The following is a 17,495-nucleotide window of genomic DNA, read 5'->3' as shown; positions in this document are numbered from 1 at the left end:
AGTGAATGGCATGGCTCTTCAAAATCGGATTCTGGGAGCGTCAAGCCGCGGTTCTTTGAAACTTTTTCCCTAATAACCATTGACATTCCAACTAACAGTGGTAAAATAGTCAAGGATTTTTCCAAAGAAGGGTGTAAATAATGGGTACCTTAGTAATATTTAAAGGAAATGAAATGACTGTTTTAGAAGATATCAGTGAAGAGACTTATCTGCATATGAAGAAAGAATCAGCTGACCTTCAAGAAGAGCATCCATCGTATATGACTTGGCACGAAGACCTTCATTTTGATTATGGTTATTAATGAAATTAGCTCATATAAACAATAATAGAACATGATACAATAAAGACAATCAAATCGCTGGTTGTCTTCTTTTTTTTCTGTAAAGAAAGGTATATTTAGAAAAAAGACGCATACAATCGAAATATATCGGCGAAAAAGGTGACAAATGATCAGCTAGTGGTAAAATAGGATAAACTCATTATATTTGTTAAGGTGATGAATTATGGAACATTTGCTGAATCCGAAAGCAAGAGAGATTGAAATTTCAGGAATACGCAAATTCTCAAATCTTGTAGCTCAACACGAAGACGTAATTTCACTTACAATCGGCCAGCCTGACTTTTTCACGCCGCATCACGTGAAAGGTGCCGCAAAAAAAGCCATTGATGAAAACGTGACGTCATATACTCCGAACGCTGGTTACCTAGAGCTGAGACAAGCTGTACAGCTTTATATGAAGAAAAAAGCGGATTTTAATTATGATGCTGAATCTGAAATCATCATCACAACAGGTGCAAGCCAAGCCATTGATGCTGCATTCCGCACGATTTTATCTCCCGGTGATGAGGTGATTATGCCAGGCCCGATTTATCCCGGCTACGAGCCTATTATCAATTTGTGCGGCGCCAAGCCTGTCATTGTTGATACTACATCACACGGCTTTAAGCTTACTGCCCGGCTGATTGAAGATGCTCTGACTCCTAACACCAAGTGTGTCGTGCTTCCTTATCCGTCAAATCCTACCGGCGTGACTTTATCTGAAGAAGAACTAAAAAGCATTGCTGCCCTTTTAAAAGGCAGAAATATCTTCGTATTGTCTGATGAAATATACAGTGAATTAACATATGACAGACCCCATTACTCCATCGCAACCCATTTGCGGGATCAAACGATTGTCATTAACGGCTTGTCAAAATCACACAGCATGACCGGTTGGAGAATTGGATTTTTATTTGCACCGAAAAACATAGCAAAGCACATTTTAAAGGTTCATCAATACAATGTGTCGTGTGCGTCATCTATTTCTCAAAAAGCCGCGCTTGAAGCTGTGACAAACGGCTTTGACGATGCCCTGATTATGAGGGAACAGTACAAAAAACGTCTGGACTATGTGTATGATCGTCTTGTTTCCATGGGACTTGACGTTGTGAAACCGTCTGGCGCGTTTTATATCTTCCCATCTATTAAATCATTTGGAATGTCTTCATTTGATTTTAGTATGGCTCTTTTGGAAGATTCAGGTGTGGCACTCGTACCGGGCAGCTCATTCTCAAAGTATGGTGAGGGATATGTGAGGCTGTCTTTTGCATACTCGCTGGACACGCTAAGAGAAGGCCTGGACCGCTTAGAATTATTTGTATTAAAAAAACGTGAATCAATGCAGACGATAAACAACGGCGTTTAAGCCGTTGTTTTATTTTTTTGGAAATGAAATTTTAAAGGCTGTGCCTTTTTCCGGCTGGCTGTCTACATGGATGACTCCCTGATGATTTTCGATAATATTAAATGTCACCATCAGTCCAAGCCCCGTGCCTTTTTCTTTTGTCGTTAAAAATGGTTCTCCAATCCGGTTCAGCACCTTTTCAGGTATGCCTTCTCCTTCATCTTTGACAGTGACATGAACAGAATGCTCATCCTCAGTTATGATAATGTCTACTGTTCCCCCGTCAGGCATTGATTCAACCGCATTTTTTATTAAATTAATGAATACCTGCTTTAATTGGTTTTGATCCCCGTTTATATAAATGCTGTCAGTTTCATAGCTGGTTCTGATAAAAATGCCATTTAAATTTGCCTGTGTTTCTAAGAGGGCCGAGACCTCACCAATTAATTTTTTCAAGTTCAAATATTCTTTAACGGCATTTTGCTGAGGTTTCGCCAGCATAAGCAGTTCACTGAGTATTAGTTCGATACGGCTGAGTTCAGAAAAGACAATATCAAAGTAATGTTCATTTCCTTCCATCGTCGGTTTCATCAGCTGCAAAAATCCTTTGATCGCTGTCAGCGGGTTGCGTATCTCATGAGCGATTCCCGCCGCGAGCTGCCCTGCGATTGATAATTTTTCTGATTTCAGCATCAATTCTTCTGTTTGTTTTCTCTCAGAAATGTCCCGAAGAATAACTTGGACAGCCGCTTCTCCAAAAAAGGTCGTCGGAATGCAGACCATCTCCGTATAGATGACCCTGTTCTGGAAGGTGAACCATGATTGCTTGACAATTTCTGATTGTGTTTTTTGCTCGGCGATGTTTTGGATTCTTTCTTTTACATCCTCGTGATCGCAAGGATGCAGCTGATCATATATGTTTTTGCCAATTAAATCTTCATAGGTAGCCGCTTCAAACAGGGAAATTCCTGACTCATTCATAAACACCCATTTTCCATTATGAATCACCGCAATGGTATCGATTGAATTTTGAATCAGCAGCTGATATCGTTCACGGCTTTTTTGCAGGATGGTTTGGAATTTTTTCCTTGAAGAGATATCGATCAGCAGCAGCAGCTCAGCCTGCTGGTTTTTGTAGACGGTCGGGGATGCTTTCACTTCTAAATGAACAGGTGTGCCATCAAGCCTTTTCCACGTCTGTTCAATCATTCCAACTTCCATTCCTTTTTGCATTCGTATAATCCTGTTTTTCACAATATCATGATATTCTTCCTCAATATATTCATAGGACCATTTGCCAATAATAGCATCCTTGCTTTTCGCTCCCAGCATTGAAAGCATCGCACTGTTTACATAGACGATTTTGCCTTTGACACTGATGCATAGCGGACTCGGAAGATTTTCAACTAACCGTTCATAATCATCCGTAATATATGTAGTCGATTCCGGGCTTGCAGGCTCGATTTCATCTTTTTCGAAGTTTAGAGAGTGATGGCTTTCTTCTTCAAGAACCTTCATTTTCAAAATGATTTCTCGTTCTGTCCGCTCAGCTCTTGTCGTAACGATTTCTACTGCAGCCTCCACCCACACAATCGTATGATCTTTTTTAATAAAACGAAATGTGCATGGCATTAGATGATGTTCATTATAAAAATAGCTTTCAACCAAAAATTGGTCTTCCTCATGCAGAAACGTTTTGAGGAATGATCCGATCATCTCTCCTTGGAGATAGCCTAAATGCAGTTTGGAGTTGGCAGATATATAAATGATGCGTCCATTAGAGGCCAAGACTGCATGAATATCGTTTTTTGTTTGAAATAGTTTAACATGCTGCGTATCCTGTTCCACAGAATCCCTCCTTTGCATGATCATCGTGTTTCGATATATACAGATTAACTTTTACCTAGTATGATTCGCTAGAAAATGAGTATTCTCCTTCTATTCTTATGGTGAACGTCAATTTTTGAATAAAAGAAAGAGCACACAACCTTTCAGTTGTGCACCCTGTTTTTTTATTTTTTACTGTGTTTCTTTTCTAGCTCTGCGTAAGCATGTATAGCTCTTTTGGCAATAATTTTATTGATCTTATCATCATCATCTACTGATGGAACAACAACACTAAAAGCCACTTTTGGATTTTTCGACGGGTAATAACCGACAAAAGTAAGGTTGTATGTGCTTTTCCCCCACCAATTACGATTCGTGCCGTAGTAAAATGTTTCTGCTGTTCCCGTTTTTCCTGATACATCTTCTGTAAACGTATTTTTAGCTGTTCCTGAAGAAGTGACTAATTTCATACCTGTTTGCACTTGCTTCAAATCACTCTCTGAATTGTTGATCTTATTTAGTACTTTAGGCTTTCTATGTTCAATCGCCTTACCAAGCTGGTCTTTTTTCCCTGGCTCATGAATACTTGTGACGATTCTAGGCTGCACACGATAGCCTCCATTGGCGATTACTGAGATGTACTGGGCCATTTGAAGCGGTGTGTATGTATCATACTGACCGATTGCCAAGTCTAAAATTAAGCCCCCTACAGTTTCAGGTGTGGTTTGCATACCGGCTGATTCCTGAGGCAGGTCAATACCTGTCTTTACCCCTAGGCCAAACTGGCTGTAATAGTTTCTCATCTTCAGTAAATCCTTCTGATCAGCCGGGAGAGACCCATGCGGCCTGTATGTTACACCCGCAATATGCATGGCAATATTAAACATATATACGTTAGAACTTTTTTGCAAAGCGGTTAATTCATTGATGGTTCCCATATTGGTATACGATTTTTTTATGAGATTTGTTCCTAAATGCATTGGAGCATCGAGAAAATATTTATAGTGCGGAATTCCGTCCTGATAACCGGCAAGTACGGTGGCACCCTTTACTGCTGAACCCATTTCATATTGGGTTGTAAATGTCCCTATCGCATAATCTTGAATTTTGTTTGTTTCTAAATCAATTTTTTTCCCTGCCATGGACAAAATATCGCCGTTATTCGGGTCCATCATCACGACAAAGGCTCTGTCAAGCATATAGTTTCCGCGTGCACGGCTGTTTCTCACTTCTTCTTCAATGATCTTTTCCACTTCTGCCTGAAGCTCCATGTCAAAAGAAAGCTGAAGATCATATCCCCTGCTGCCTTTATTAATAGTTTTTTGGCTGACGACATTCCCGTTATTGTCTTCTACGTATTCCACTTCTTCCTTTTGGGAATTTAAATAGTCTTCATATTGATACTCTATATAACTTTTTCCCACCCTGTCATTATTTGCATAGCCTCTTGTTAAGTAGAAGTCTTTTCTATCGCTCAGCAGGCCTTGATCAGGTGTCGTGACGCCGCCGAAAACAGAATAGAGCGTTTTGTCATAAGGATATTTTCGTGTCCAATCGTTTACAATGTCGATTCCCGGAAGCTCTTCTAAATGCTCAGAAACAATTGAAATTTCATCATATGTTAAATCATTTTTTGGTCGTTGTGTGGATTTCTTCTCCTCGTCAAGCAGTGTTCCGTTTTTTCCATTGCTGTTGCTTTCATTTGGATTCATCGCTTTTACGATTTGAGGTTCGTAGGCATTTCCGCTTGAAAACCTTGTATATATCGCAGCGATTTCCATTTCTTCGTCATCTCGCTGAATCGCTTTCAATTCTTGATCCGGTACACGCTCAATTTGAAGCTTGTAAGCCTGAGCGCCTTTCAGATTGCTTTCAGATTCCTTAAGCAGAGCGGCGGCTTTTTTCGGATGAGATGCGATCCAGTAATCACGCAAATCTCTTTCCTTCAAAAATTCGGTATCAATATGAATGAATGCCGCAAGCCGTTTCGCTGTTTTGATTTTGTCTTCTGTTTTTGTGCTCGATGTTGAAACATACACTATTTCAGGCACGCTCTGGTTATCGACAGCCACTTTCTGGTTTCTGTCGTACATCTTCCCTCGAGGCGCCGGATAGAACGCTGTTTTTGCATTTGCTTTCTCAGCGTCTTCTTCATGCTGTGTGCCTTCAACAATTTGAACAACGCCCAGCTTAAAGATTAATGCAGTGAATAGAACAAAGACAGCAAGGAAAAAAAGGTTCATTCTAATTGCCCTGTTTCCGTTACTTTTTTTCTTTGGTTCACGTCCTATTTCAGTCACTTCTGGTTACCCCTCTCAAAATCATTCAATATATTTACATATACTGAGATTAATTGTAACACCTATGTAACAGTTGTTACAGTAAAAAGGGATAAAAAATGCTGTCAATATAAAAACACATTAAAATATAACTAACAATTCAAATAAAAGGAAGCTATGTAACTGTACGATAATATCATGAAATACAGTGATTCCCTTTGTCTCAGCAGTTTAGCGCGTATTGGTTACGAAGATGACACACTCTCTTTGTCAAAGGAAAGTGATGGATACTTTATGACAAAAAAGCTATGTTATGATTTTTTTGTAGAAACAAACAACTCTAGGAGGTTATGAACTAATGAAGAAAGCATTTATTTTATCTGCTGCCGCTGCGGTTGGATTATTCACATTCGGGGGCGTACAGCAAGCATCAGCGAAAGAATTCTCCTGCCAGCATGTGGTAACTGTAAAAACAGGAAATATGGTGCAAAACATGTCTCTTAATGATGTAATGAAAAAGCTGCACATTAACACAAATATTAAAACATTAAATGCTGCAAACGAAAAAGAAATCAAGCAGCTTCTTAAAAAACATGCGAAGCAATCTAATATGAACATTCAGGATGTTCAAAAGACAGAAACTGCAAAACCTGTGCAAAAAACTGCAGAAAAAGCAGCTGCTGAACAAAACACTGCTTCTAAAGCACCTGCTCCTACTCAACAAAACGCTGCTTCTAAAGCACCTGCAGCTGCTGAAAAAACAAACACAACAACATCTGCACCTTCATCTGTAAGTGCATATGAGAAAAAAGTTGTTGAGCTTACAAATGCAGAAAGACAAAAACAAGGCTTAAAACCGCTTCAAATTGATGAAACGTTAAGCAAATCTGCACGCGCAAAATCTCAGGATATGAAAGACAAGAACTATTTTGATCACCAAAGCCCAACTTACGGCTCACCGTTTGACATGATGAAATCTTTCGGAATCAGCTACAAAACAGCAGGTGAAAACATTGCTAAGGGCCAAAAAACACCAGAAGAAGTAGTAAAAGCTTGGATGAACAGTGAAGGACACAGAAAAAATATTCTAAACCCTAACTTTACTCATATCGGTGTAGGCTACGTTGAGTCTGGAAGCATCTGGACACAGCAATTCATCGGAAAATAATAAAAAAAGATTGCCTGTTCCCTACAGGCAATCTTTTTTATTTCACCCACAGCTTATATATACTCTGTGTTCCGCTGTTTTCTTCGCCTTGTGCAGCGAGCTTGTCATATAAGGATTTTGCCAGCGACAAGCCTGGCATTTCTTCTCCCATTAATTCCGCTTCCTCTAACGCAATTCCCATATCTTTAATAAAATGTTTCACATAAAAACCTGGTTCAAAGTTGCCTTGCAGCATACGGGGAGCAAGATTTGACAATGACCAGCTACCGGCTGCGCCCGTTGTGATGCTTTTCAGCACATTTTCCGGCTGCAGACCTGATTTTTGAGCATATGCCATCGCTTCAGCAACACCGATCATGCCAGCTGCGATTGCAATCTGATTACACATCTTGGTATGCTGGCCGCTTCCAGCCGGCCCTTGATACTGAATGTTTTCTCCCATTAAAGAGAAAATAGGCAGGCAGGCTTCAAATGCTTCTTTTTCTCCACCGACCATAATCGCGAGTGTTCCATTTTGTGCACCTATATCGCCGCCGGAGACAGGTGCATCTAAAGCGAACAATGCTTTTTCTTTGGCCGCTTCAGCAATCTTCTTCGCAAGCGAAGGCTTAGATGTCGTCATATCAATGAGATATGTGCCTTCTTTTGCGTTTTCAATCATTCCGTCGCTTCCGAAATACACTTCTTCAACATCACTGGGATAGCCGACCATTGTAATGATAACGTCCGCTTCTTTTGAAAGATCTTTGACCGTTTCTTTCCATACCGCGCCTTTTTGCAGTATGCTGTCTGCTTTTTCTTTTGTCCGGGTGTACACCAATACAGGATAGCCATCTTTCAGAATATGTGATGCCATACTCTTACCCATCACTCCAAGACCGATAAAGCCAATTGTTTTTTTCAAGGTCATTCCTCCCAGATGTTTGTTTGATTTTAGTTAAATGTTATCATTTTACCTTCATTTTCTAGACTACCATATCTATTCTTTATATAGTAGGCTCTAAAAAATAAAAAATCCCCGAAACACATCATGTCTTGGGGAACTTTTGGGTTACAATGTGAATTTTGCAATAGTGTTCATAAGCTCTTGACTTGCATGTTTTAATGTTTCCGTTGAGTGTTTGACTTTATCAAGGGTGATCAGCTGTTCATCTGTTGATGCGTTCACTTCCTCTGCAGCGGCAGCTGATTCCTGTGATATGGCTGAGATACTTTGAATGGCTTCAGAAATTGCGAGCTGTTCGCCGCTCATTCTTTGAATTTCTTCGTAAATATGATCAATGCCTTGCACCAGTGACTGCATTTCCGCGGTAATCGTGTTTAATACCTCTCCGGTCTCATGGATGGCATTGTTTTGTTCATCATTCATTCTGCTTGCCTCAACCATTGCGTGAGATGCCTCTTTTGTCTCAAGCTGGATAAGCTTCACAGTCTCGCTGATATGCTTTGTAGAAAGGGCTGATTGCTCAGCAAGCTTCCGCACTTCATCGGCTACGACGGCAAAACCGCGACCGCTTTCTCCGGCTCTGGCTGCCTCAATGCTGGCATTTAAGGCAAGCAAGTTGGTTTGATCAGAAATATTCGAAATCGCTGTAACGACTTCTTCTATATTCTTTGTTTGATTTTCCAAATCAAGCAGCATTGTTTCAACCTTTTTTGTTTCCATGTTGGCTTCGTTTGACTTCATCAGCAGCTGGCCGAGCGCATCAAGTCCTTTATAGCTTGCATCCTCAGACGATTTTGAGCGTTCTTTCATTCCGCCTGCCTCCTCAGCAATTTGCCTGATTTTCGTTGACAGGCTTTCTGATTTTTCATTTATGGTCTCGACTTCAGACGCCTGTTCTGATGCCCCTGCGGCTACTTCTTCAATCGCTTTTGCAATTTGTCCGCTTGTTTCATTTGTTTCCGCAGAGATAGCCGTTAATTGCTCAGAGGTATCAGATACTTTCCCTGAAGAGAGTCTCACTTGCTCAACCATTTCCTTCATATTTTCAACCATTTGATTAAAGTCTCTTGTTAATATACCGACTTCATCCTTGGATTTTGATTCCGCGTGCACTGTTAAATCACCCGCTGAAACTGCCTTCGTTTTTGCGATCAGCTGCTGTATCGGGCCTGTTATCGTTTTGGCCAGGAAGTAACTGAGAATCATTGCTGTGATAAGCGCAATTAGTGATATCCAACTATTCGCCCGATTCATTTTATCTGAAATCCACATTAATTTATCGGTATCAAATTGCGTTCCGACTTTCCAGCCCGTTTCCCCAATCGTTTGGTACACAACCATTTTCCCATTTTCATCCTGTATCCCTTTTTCCTCGGATGCACTGGTTTTCAGTGTTTGGTCCTTTAATATATTTTTTCCTTGGTTTGACGGGTGTGCTAAAAGATTGCCGCTGGCATCAGCTAAAAAGGCAAATCCATTGTAAGGCACCTTTTGCTTATTGACCATACTCTGGATTGCAGAGAGCTTCAAGTCGTAGCTGGCAACCCCGATCACTTTTTGCCTGTCAAGGATCGCTTTCGATGCAGTGACAATCATGTCTCCCGTCACGACATCTTTATAAGGTTGCGTCCAAACGACTTGATCCGGGGTTTCAGCTGCAAGCTTATACCATGGTCTTGTTGTTGGATCATAATCATCAGCAAAATCTGCTTTCGGATATGTAAACATTTCTCTTTTTGCGCTGCCAACATAAGCCATCGCAACATAATCATCGTGATCTTTGATTTGTTTAATGTCATCGTTAAATAGCTGAGAAGCTTCTTTACTTGGTTTTGTTACAAATGTATGAGTTAATTCCCCATTAGCCAATCTTGATAATGAAATGGCATAACTCTTTAATTGTAATTCAATATTTTGTTCAAGTGACTGTGTCACGTTTTGAGTTGTATTTTTCCCATCCTCTGTAATCATCGGTTTTAGTGTCAAATAAGAAGACAGCATTAAAAGAACAACTGTAACGATCAACATGATTGAAACAAAAACAGCAATCTTCATGTGAAGTTTTTTAAACAAACCAATCCCCTCCTAATTTCTATATCGGCCCTTTCGTTTGAAAAATGAATAACCAAAAAATAAATGATATGAAAAACGGAATATATTTACTGAAAATTCAATCTTCGTTATAATGGAACAACAAAAGGAGGGTGATGATCATACGAAAACAAATGTATGTGCACAACGGCAGAAAATTTGAGGCTTTGACCATCAGAAACTATACTGAAACTGACATAAAGGGGCTGATCTCTCTACAAAGAGAATGTTTCCCTCCTCCGTTCCCCCAAGAATTGCTATGGTCGGAGGAACAGCTTTACAGCCATATCAAAACCTTTCCGGAAGGCGCTTTATGCGCGCTGGTCAATGGCAGAATTGTTGGTTCTATGACTGCCCTTATCATACATTTTGATCCTGGATCTCCTGATCATACATGGGCTCAGGCAACAGATAACGGATCTATTAAAAATCATGATCCTCACGGAAACACTTTATATGTAGTGGATATTTCTGTTTCTCCTCATTATCGAGCGCTTGGAATCGGAAAATGGCTGATGAATACGATGTATGAACTGACTGTTGACAAGCGGCTGGAGCGCCTGCTCGGGGGCGGGCGCATCCCTTTTTACCATAAATACTCACATGAGATCAGCGCTGTTCAATACGTCGAAGATGTGATGGAGGGCAAGAAAAAAGACCCTGTGCTGTGCTTTCTTCTTCATTGCGGCCGTTCACCGATTCGTGTAGTCAGCAATTATTTAGACGATAAAGAATCATTGAATTTCGGCGTTTTGATGGAATGGAAGAATCCGTTTTATAAAAAAGCGAGCTGTTGATCACAACAGCCCGTTAAGTGAAATATTCAATTTTCGCGTTAGGGAAATAGGTATCAATATAGGATTCAAGCGTTTCCCGAAGTTCATGCTCTTCATCTTTCTGATAAATATATTTTCCGATCCCGTAACGGCCCCATTTATAACGACGCTTTTCTTCATCTAATTCAAGCTTCGTCTTCGGGTAATTCTTTTCTATCACTCGTTTTGCCGGTTTTGTAAAACGGTGCTGAATTAATTCAAATGTTATATCATGTCTGACATCCTGTGGCAAAGCAGCATCAAGCTTTTCAAACAGATGTCTATATCCTTCTTCCCAGCCTTCATGGATATAAATCGGCGCAACAATAAAGCCTAGCGGGTATCCTGCTTTTGCAACTTTTACTGCCGCTTCTATCCGCTTATCAAGAGGTGAGGTTCCCGGCTCAAAGTTCTTAATTACATAATCGGCATTAATACTGAATCTGAATCTCGTTTTCCCGTTATGCTTTGCATCTAACAGGTGATCGACATGATGAAATTTCGTTACAAATCTGAGCTTTCCGAGGTCACTTTGTCCAAAGTGTTCAATGGCGCGCTTCAGCGTGTGTGTCAGATGATCAATTCCTACAATATCTGACGTACAAGAGGCTTCGAACCGTGTGAATTCCGGTGCGCGCTCCTTCATATACTTATCTGCCTGATCCAAAATCTCTTCGACATTTACATAAGTTCTGATATACGGCTTTGATCCCATGGTTGTTTGCAGGTAGCAGTAATGGCAATGCCCCATGCAGCCTGTTGCAAACGGAATGGCATATTCAGCCGAAGGTTTAGAAGAATCAAACTTTAATGTTTTCCGGATACCGATGACTAACGTTGACTTCGCGTTACGATATTGCTGAAGATGGTTTTTCCCAGGAATATTACGCACTTGATTGTGAGATGTCGTTTCTCTGATTTCAATGCCCATTTTCTCAAATTTATCGTGTAATTCTTGAGCCAGCGGATATTCCATCGCTCTCGGTTCAATATACACAAGCTGCGGAACAAATGGGTTCTGCATAATGCCACATCCTTTTCCTTTACTACCGTTAGTCTCTTAAGGCGGAAAGGATATGAGTTGTAATGATTTCCTTGTTACTCATACGGATCGATATCAAATAGTTCTTTGTAGAGTGTTTTAGCTTCCTCATAGCTTGCAAATACAGCATCATCCTCTGCAAACGGATGATAGGTTTCATAAATAAACAGCGAAAGCTCACCTTCATGGTATGGATGGTGCACAATTTCAGCCTCCTTGATGTGGGCAACATTGGCGGCGTGCGGATTCCTGTAAATCACATAAACTGTATCTCCTGCGTTAAATTGGTTTGACATACTATCCCTCCTAGCCATGTTATTGTGCCCTTCTATACCTTTACTTATGAAAAAAACCAGACAGGCCGGAGGCCGTCTGGTTTTTGTACATTACTTGAATGTTTCTTTTACGAACGCGACAACTTCTTCTGTCGTGCTCATAGATAAAATTTTCTCTTTGAATGACTCAGCTTCTTGTTTAGACAATTTGCTGATTTGTGTTCTTGCCGGGAGGATAGAAGTTGCGCTCATTGAGAACTCATCTAAGCCTAAGCCAAGAAGGATCGGAATCGCAATTTCGTCTCCTGCCATTTCTCCGCACATGCCAACCCATTTACCTTCTTTGTGTGCCGCTTCAATTACAAGTGTAATTAAACGAAGGATTGCCGGGTTGTATGGCTGATACAGGTAAGATACACGTTCATTCATACGGTCAGCTGCCATTGTGTATTGAATCAAATCGTTTGTTCCAATACTGAAGAAATCAACTTCTTTAGCAAACTGATCAGCGATGACTGCAGTTGATGGGATTTCAACCATCATACCGACTTCAATATCGTCAGATACAGCCTGTCCTGCTTTTACAAGCTTTTCTTTCTCTTCAAGAAGGATCGCTTTTGCTTCTTTGAATTCATTAACTGTCGCAATCATAGGGAACATGATTTTCAGGTTTCCGTATGTACTTGCACGAAGCAGCGCGCGAAGCTGTGTTCTGAAGATTTCTTGCTCTTCAAGGCAAAGACGAATCGCTCTGTATCCCAAGAATGGGTTCATTTCTTTTGGAAGCTGCAGGTAAGGAAGCTCTTTGTCTCCGCCGATATCAAGTGTCCGCACGACAACTGATTTTCCTTCCATACGCTCAAGAACCGTTTTGTAAGCATCAAACTGCTCATCTTCTGTAGGCAGCTGATCTCTTCCCATGTAAAGGAATTCTGTACGGTAAAGACCAACTGCTTCTCCGCCGTTTTCAAGAACGCCTTTTACATCATCAGGAGTACCGATGTTAGCTGCAAGCTCTACATGATGTCCGTCTTTTGAGACAGTCGGTTCATTTACTAGCTTCGCCCACTCAGCTTTTTGAGCCAAATAAGCATTATGTTTTTCTTCATACTCTTTTACAGTTTCCGCAGATGGGTCAATAATGACATCACCATTGATACCGTCAACGATAACAGTCACGCCGTTTTGGATCGTGCCTGTAGCCGCTTTCGTACCAACAACTGCAGGAATCTCAAGAGAACGCGCCATGATAGCAGAGTGAGATGTGCGTCCGCCGATATCAGTTGTGAATCCTTTTACGAACTCACGGTTTAATTGAGCTGTGTCAGACGGAGTTAAGTCTTCAGCTATAATAATAACCTCTTCTGATATCATGCTTGGGTTTGGAATTTCAACGCCAAGCAGGTGGCCGGTTACGCGTTTTGTTACGTCGCGAATATCTGCCGCACGCTCTTTCATATATTCGTTGTCCATTGATTCAAACATAGTAACGAACATAGAAGACGTTTCTTTTAAAGCGAATTCAGCATTCACTGAATCAGTGCTGATTTTTTCTTTCACAGGATTCAGAAGCTCAGGGTCACTGAGAACTAAAAGGTGAGCAGAAAAAATATCAGCTTTATCCTGACCCAGTTCTTTCAAAGCGTGCTCTTTGATTTTTTCGAGCTCTTCTTTTGAACGTGCAATCGCTTCATCAAAACGGCTTACTTCCGCTTCAGAATCAGAGATGTTTTTCTTTTCAACCGTTAAATCTGGTTCTTCAAGCCGGTACGCTTTTGCAATCGCGATGCCGGCTGAAGCGCCAATCCCTTTTAATTCTTGCATTACTCGCCGAGTCCTTCGCTTTTCATTGTTTCTTCTAAAGCGTTAAGAGCATCGTTTTCGTCAGCGCCAGTAGCAGAAATTGTGATCTCAGCGCCTTTAGCGATGCCTAGAGACATAACACCCATGATAGATTTAAGGTTAACTGTTTTGCCGTTATATTCTAAATTAACGTCAGCGTCGTATTTGCTTGCAGTTTGTACAAGAACTGTCGCAGGACGAGCGTGAATTCCAGAATCTGCAGTTACTTTGAATGTTTTTTGTGCCATTTTTATCATTCTCCTTTTAACTTAAAGCTTTATTACTTCACAATATTATATCATACAGCCGTACTTGTCATCTGACAAGCACAGCGTACTATATACCCTTATTTTTCAATCTTCACAATGTCTTCTTGCTCTCTGTTGACTGAACCGCTTGCTTTAATGTTGACTGTTTCTCCTTCAGCAAGGTTCGTAAACACGATCGGTGTCATGAGAGACGGTACATTCGGTTTGACTGCGTCCAAATCAACTTCAAGAAGTTTTTGTCCAGGCTCAACGCGGTCTCCTTCTGAAACGAAAGATGTAAATCCTTCGCCCTTCAGGCTGACAGTATCAATACCAAAGTGGATCAAAATTTCTCTTCCGCCATCGGATTGCAGGCCGATCGCATGTTTCGTCGGGAACACATTTAGAATTTTCCCTCGAACCGGAGATACGACAATTCCTTCAGAAGGGAGAATCGCAAAACCGTCACCCATCATTTTTCCTGAGAAGACTTGGTCAGGAACATCAGTAATCGGGTGAATTTCCCCAGCAATCGGAGAAACGAAAACTTCCTCGCCGATTTCATTTTGCAGCGGTTCTGCAATGACTTCCTCAACCTGCTGACCTACTTCCTCTTGAGCAGATGCTGTAGGTTCAGGTCTTGGCTTGCGTCCCGCAATGATGTCTTGCATTTGTGTTTTTAAACCGTCAGAACTCGGTCCGAAAATAGCTTGAATGTTGTTGCCGACTTCCAGCACCCCGGATGCACCGAGCTGTTTCAGACGGTCTTTATCAACCTTCTTCTGATCGTTTACAGTCACGCGCAGACGAGTGATACAAGCATCAAGGTGTTTGATGTTTTCCTGGTCACCCATTGCCTGCAGGATCTCGTAAGGAAGGTCGCCTGCTTCCCCTGTTTTCCCAGATGCTGCTGTTTCAGCTGAAGCATCCTCACGGCCTGGTGTTTTCAGATTAAATTTGCGGATCGCAAATCGGAATCCGAAGTAGTAAATGACCGCGATCCCTAAACCAACAGGGATGACAAGCCACCATGCCGTCCGGTTCGGTAAAATGCCGAAAAGGAAGTAGTCAATTAAACCACCGGAGAATGTCATACCAATTTTAACATTCAACAGCTGCATGACCATGAATGAAAGCCCTGCAAACACACAGTGAATCGCAAACAGGACAGGCGCAACGAATAGGAATGAGAATTCCAATGGCTCTGTGATCCCTGTCAGGAAGGATGTCAGTGCTGCTGAACCCATAATACCTGCAACAAGTTTTTTGTTTTGCGGTTTTGCTTCATGATAAATCGCAAGCGCCGCAGCAGGCAGACCGAACATCATAAATGGATATTTACCTGTCATGAACGTACCTGCTGTTAACTGTACGCCGTCTTTAATCTGCGCCATAAAGATACGCTGATCCCCGCGGATGATTTCCCCTGCTGCACTCTTATAGCTGAAGAATTCATACCAGAACGGTGAATAGAAAATGTGGTGCAAACCGAATGGAATTAGCGAACGCTCAATCACCCCGAAGATAAATGCAGCAAGGGTTGGATTCGCTTCCACTAATCCTGTTGAAAAGGCATTCAATCCATGCTGGATCGGAGGCCAGATCACTAACATAATAAGACCCAGAATCAGTGCAGAAATTGACGTAACAATTGGAACGAAACGTTTACCCGCAAAGAAACCAAGGTATTGCGGCAATTCAATTGTGTAAAATTTGTTGAACAATAATGCAGCTAACACACCGACGATAATACCGCCGAAAACACCTGTCGCCAAGGTAGGTATACCCAGCATGTTTACATATGCAGGATGGTTTTCCGTGAAGAACTTGGCTCTTTCGATTGAATCGGAAGGAATGGTTCCGTTTGCAAGAAGAACCGCACTCATGGATACGTTCATCACCAGATAACCGATAATTGCTGCTATCCCTGCAACTCCATCACCGTTGGCAAGTCCGATGGCTACACCTACTGCGAATAGAAGCGGAAGGTTATCAAAAACAATCTGCCCAGCGCTTTCCATAACACCCGCTACGAGCTGAACATTGTCATTGCTCAAGAAATGCAGGACCTCAATCATGTCCTTATTTTGCATCGCATTCCCGATCGCAAGTAAAATCCCCGCAGCCGGAAGGATCGCAACTGGAAGCATAAGCGCACGCCCAATTTTTTGAAGAACGCCGAATAATGCTTTAAACATAAGAATTGACCTCCTCTTTTTACTAGTCTGACCTTACAGCTAAAAATCATGACAACGAATTCACAGGCGTAAGTCTTCCAGTTTAACCGTTTACATTTGCCCTTTTACACAACAAAAAGGACATGAGCAAAATTGGGTGTGCAAAAGAACGAGAATGGACTTCCCGTTTTTTTCCCTCAATCACTCATGCCTGATCGGATCAGTAACACGTTATAAGGTTAAACTGAATTTATGAAATTTTATTGGTTAATCGGTACAGATGAAGCGTCAGATAAACCGCTTCCGCCTCATGAACTGGTTTCTTCAATGTTTGCTGCAAGATTTTAATCAATTTCCAAGCTGTATTGTAGCATAGCGGATATTCATTTTTCAATAACAACATTAATTTTTCTGGTTCTTTAGTCGGTTCTTCTCTTTTGATTCTTTCTATTGTAAATCTGATATGCCTGATTAGCCGTAAGTAGTTGACACTTTCCTTGTTTACTTTCATTTGAAACGAGTCTTCAATCACCTCGACAAGCTGCGCCATCAGCTGCGAATGCTGATTGACTTCGGACAGCGGACGGTTAGTCAGAGCTGAATGGATATGCAGAGCAATAAAGCCGATTTCCCCTTCCGGGAGGCAGATTCCCGCTTTTTCATTGATCATGTCTATGACCTCTTTGGCGATTTGGTATTCTTCAGGATAAAGTGACTGAGTCTCCATTAAAAATGGATTTTTCATATCAAAGCCCTGTTGCTGCCTTTTGATCGCAAATGCGATATGGTCTGTTAGCGCAATGTGAATATGTTCATTTAATGAGTGGTTTGTCCTATTACTAATGTGATAGATGACATCGTTTGAAATATCAACGAGCTGTTCATCAACATAGTCAAGGAGCTTTTTAAACTGCTTTTGTTCCTTCTCGTCCTTTAAAATGAACATTTTATCGTAGCCTTTATCTTCAATGACATCATCTTGTTTTTTACCGAAACCAATACCTTTTCCGATTAAAACGACTTCGCTGTATTTATGATGAGAAGCAATTAAGACGTTATTATTCAGTACCTTTTTCACTGTGAAGGACCCATTCACGATCCTCAGCTCCTTTGTCATTCA

General features: G+C 41.2%; 14 protein-coding genes. 4 read left to right on the top strand and 10 right to left on the bottom strand.

The window, feature by feature from the left end; translation table 11 throughout:
* The first annotated feature begins 140 nt into the window (after positions 1–140).
* Complete coding sequence (locus MOF34_RS14185) at positions 141–302, top strand: hypothetical protein (RefSeq protein ID WP_268400574.1); 162 nt, start codon at positions 141–143, stop codon at positions 300–302.
* Positions 303–504: 202 nt separating this feature from the next.
* Entirely contained in the window at positions 505–1,686 is a 1,182-nt protein-coding gene (locus MOF34_RS14180; RefSeq protein WP_268400573.1) for an aminotransferase A, read from the top strand.
* Between the two features lie 9 nt (positions 1,687–1,695).
* On the opposite strand, the gene kinA is transcribed toward MOF34_RS14180, so the two are convergent.
* The gene (gene kinA / locus MOF34_RS14175) at positions 1,696–3,513 is read right to left on the bottom strand and encodes a sporulation histidine kinase KinA (RefSeq protein WP_268400572.1); all 1,818 of its coding nucleotides are present in this window, start codon (positions 3,511–3,513) and stop codon (positions 1,696–1,698) included.
* A gap of 164 nt (positions 3,514–3,677) precedes the next feature.
* The gene (locus MOF34_RS14170) at positions 3,678–5,792 is read right to left on the bottom strand and encodes a peptidoglycan D,D-transpeptidase FtsI family protein (protein WP_268400571.1); all 2,115 of its coding nucleotides are present in this window, start codon (positions 5,790–5,792) and stop codon (positions 3,678–3,680) included.
* A gap of 337 nt (positions 5,793–6,129) precedes the next feature.
* Here MOF34_RS14170 and MOF34_RS14165 point away from each other — a divergent pair, with 337 nt between their 5' ends.
* Positions 6,130–6,939, top strand: a complete 810-nt coding sequence (locus MOF34_RS14165; RefSeq protein WP_268400570.1) for a CAP domain-containing protein — start codon at positions 6,130–6,132, stop codon at positions 6,937–6,939.
* Positions 6,940–6,976: 37 nt separating this feature from the next.
* Here the strand turns inward: MOF34_RS14165 and MOF34_RS14160 are convergent, their stop codons facing one another.
* Complete coding sequence (locus MOF34_RS14160) at positions 6,977–7,843, bottom strand: NAD(P)-dependent oxidoreductase (RefSeq protein WP_268400569.1); 867 nt, start codon at positions 7,841–7,843, stop codon at positions 6,977–6,979.
* Between the two features lie 147 nt (positions 7,844–7,990).
* Positions 7,991–9,958 carry a methyl-accepting chemotaxis protein McpC gene (gene mcpC, locus MOF34_RS14155; protein ID WP_268400568.1) on the bottom strand — a complete coding sequence of 656 codons (1,968 nt, stop codon included), beginning with the start codon at positions 9,956–9,958 and terminating at the stop codon, positions 7,991–7,993.
* A gap of 134 nt (positions 9,959–10,092) precedes the next feature.
* Between mcpC and MOF34_RS14150 the strand changes: the two genes are divergently transcribed.
* Complete coding sequence (locus MOF34_RS14150; protein ID WP_268400567.1) at positions 10,093–10,773, top strand: GNAT family N-acetyltransferase; 681 nt, start codon at positions 10,093–10,095, stop codon at positions 10,771–10,773.
* Between the two features lie 13 nt (positions 10,774–10,786).
* Here the strand turns inward: MOF34_RS14150 and splB are convergent, their stop codons facing one another.
* From splB to glcT, 6 genes are all read right to left on the bottom strand, one after another.
* Positions 10,787–11,815 carry a spore photoproduct lyase gene (gene splB, locus MOF34_RS14145; protein WP_019714213.1) on the bottom strand — a complete coding sequence of 343 codons (1,029 nt, stop codon included), beginning with the start codon at positions 11,813–11,815 and terminating at the stop codon, positions 10,787–10,789.
* A 74-nt stretch (positions 11,816–11,889) separates the two neighbouring features.
* The gene (splA, locus tag MOF34_RS14140; RefSeq protein WP_019714212.1) at positions 11,890–12,129 is read right to left on the bottom strand and encodes a splAB operon transcriptional regulator SplA; all 240 of its coding nucleotides are present in this window, start codon (positions 12,127–12,129) and stop codon (positions 11,890–11,892) included.
* A gap of 90 nt (positions 12,130–12,219) precedes the next feature.
* Complete coding sequence (gene ptsP / locus MOF34_RS14135) at positions 12,220–13,932, bottom strand: phosphoenolpyruvate--protein phosphotransferase (RefSeq protein ID WP_268400566.1); 1,713 nt, start codon at positions 13,930–13,932, stop codon at positions 12,220–12,222.
* Positions 13,932–14,198: a phosphocarrier protein HPr gene (locus MOF34_RS14130; RefSeq protein ID WP_003218637.1), complete on the bottom strand. Its 267-nt coding sequence runs from the start codon at positions 14,196–14,198 to the stop codon at positions 13,932–13,934. Before MOF34_RS14130 ends, ptsP begins: the two co-directional genes overlap by 1 nt.
* A 98-nt stretch (positions 14,199–14,296) precedes the next feature.
* A complete protein-coding gene (ptsG, locus tag MOF34_RS14125; protein WP_268400565.1) occupies positions 14,297–16,396 on the bottom strand; it encodes a PTS glucose transporter subunit IIABC in 2,100 nt (699 codons plus the stop codon).
* Between the two features lie 229 nt (positions 16,397–16,625).
* Positions 16,626–17,492, bottom strand: coding sequence for a glucose PTS transporter transcription antiterminator GlcT (gene glcT / locus MOF34_RS14120; protein WP_019714209.1), 867 nt, complete (start codon positions 17,490–17,492; stop codon positions 16,626–16,628).
* Positions 17,493–17,495: the final 3 nt, after the last annotated feature.

It is taken from the genome of Bacillus sp. T17B1 (assembly GCF_026796395.1).
GTDB classification, from domain to species: domain Bacteria; phylum Bacillota; class Bacilli; order Bacillales; family Bacillaceae; genus Bacillus; species Bacillus spizizenii_A.
This window is presented reverse-complemented; position numbering and strand designations above follow the sequence as displayed.

Coding starts and splice junctions, on each gene's coding strand:
- MOF34_RS14180 (WP_268400573.1), top strand. CDS start 505: ATGGAACATTTGCTGAATCCGAAAGCAAGAGAGATTGAAATTTCAGGA.
- MOF34_RS14165 (WP_268400570.1), top strand. CDS start 6,130: ATGAAGAAAGCATTTATTTTATCTGCTGCCGCTGCGGTTGGATTATTC.
- MOF34_RS14130 (WP_003218637.1), bottom strand. CDS start 14,198: ATGGCACAAAAAACATTCAAAGTAACTGCAGATTCTGGAATTCACGCT.
- splA (WP_019714212.1), bottom strand. CDS start 12,129: ATGTCAAACCAATTTAACGCAGGAGATACAGTTTATGTGATTTACAGG.
- MOF34_RS14185 (WP_268400574.1), top strand. CDS start 141: ATGGGTACCTTAGTAATATTTAAAGGAAATGAAATGACTGTTTTAGAA.
- ptsG (WP_268400565.1), bottom strand. CDS start 16,396: ATGTTTAAAGCATTATTCGGCGTTCTTCAAAAAATTGGGCGTGCGCTT.
- glcT (WP_019714209.1), bottom strand. CDS start 17,492: ATGACAAAGGAGCTGAGGATCGTGAATGGGTCCTTCACAGTGAAAAAG.
- MOF34_RS14150 (WP_268400567.1), top strand. CDS start 10,093: ATGATCATACGAAAACAAATGTATGTGCACAACGGCAGAAAATTTGAG.
- splB (WP_019714213.1), bottom strand. CDS start 11,815: ATGCAGAACCCATTTGTTCCGCAGCTTGTGTATATTGAACCGAGAGCG.
- ptsP (WP_268400566.1), bottom strand. CDS start 13,932: ATGCAAGAATTAAAAGGGATTGGCGCTTCAGCCGGCATCGCGATTGCA.